Source organism: Myxococcus sp. CA051A (assembly GCF_013336705.1).
Lineage (GTDB): Bacteria > Myxococcota > Myxococcia > Myxococcales > Myxococcaceae > Myxococcus > Myxococcus llanfairpwllgwyngyllgogerychwyrndrobwllllantysiliogogogochensis.
Genome location: NZ_JABUMS010000084.1, coordinates 1 through 428, shown reverse-complemented (window position 1 = coordinate 428; position 428 = coordinate 1). Strand labels below are relative to the sequence as shown.

The following is a 428-nucleotide window of genomic DNA, read 5'->3' as shown; positions in this document are numbered from 1 at the left end:
TGGCCGCGAAGCAGCTGCGCAGGCCGTGGCGCAGCGTGGCCACCGTGTGCTTGCCGGTCGTGCCGTCATCCAGCGTCTTGAGCTGCGCGGTGGGGATGCCCTGCCCGTTGAGGTAGCTGACGAAGTCCGGCAGGGCCGTGGGCGCGTAGGGAAGCGGGTCCGGCCCGCCGGCGAAGTTGTCGATGGTGCCGAAGGTGACGGTGGTGACGCCGGGACACACGGCCTGGGCCTGCGTACCGGGGGACTCGTCCGGGGTCTCCAGCTCGTCCACGGGACCACAGGCGACCAGGGCGAACGGCAGCACGGCGAACAGTGAGCGAAGTGACATGAGTACCTCGGTTACAGCGGGTGATGGAAGGAGCATGGGGGCTGCCTCCACCCCGCACAACGAAAACCCCGGTGAATCTTCCCGGGCCCTTTTTCGCGTC

At 68.5% G+C, this 428-nt stretch carries 1 protein-coding gene; it reads right to left on the bottom strand.

Going from position 1 to position 428, the window contains the following annotated elements; translation table 11 throughout:
- The coding region (locus tag HUA74_RS45020) for a hypothetical protein (protein WP_174459521.1) at window positions 1–328 on the bottom strand (328 nt) is incomplete at its 3' end.
- Window positions 329–428: the final 100 nt, after the last annotated feature.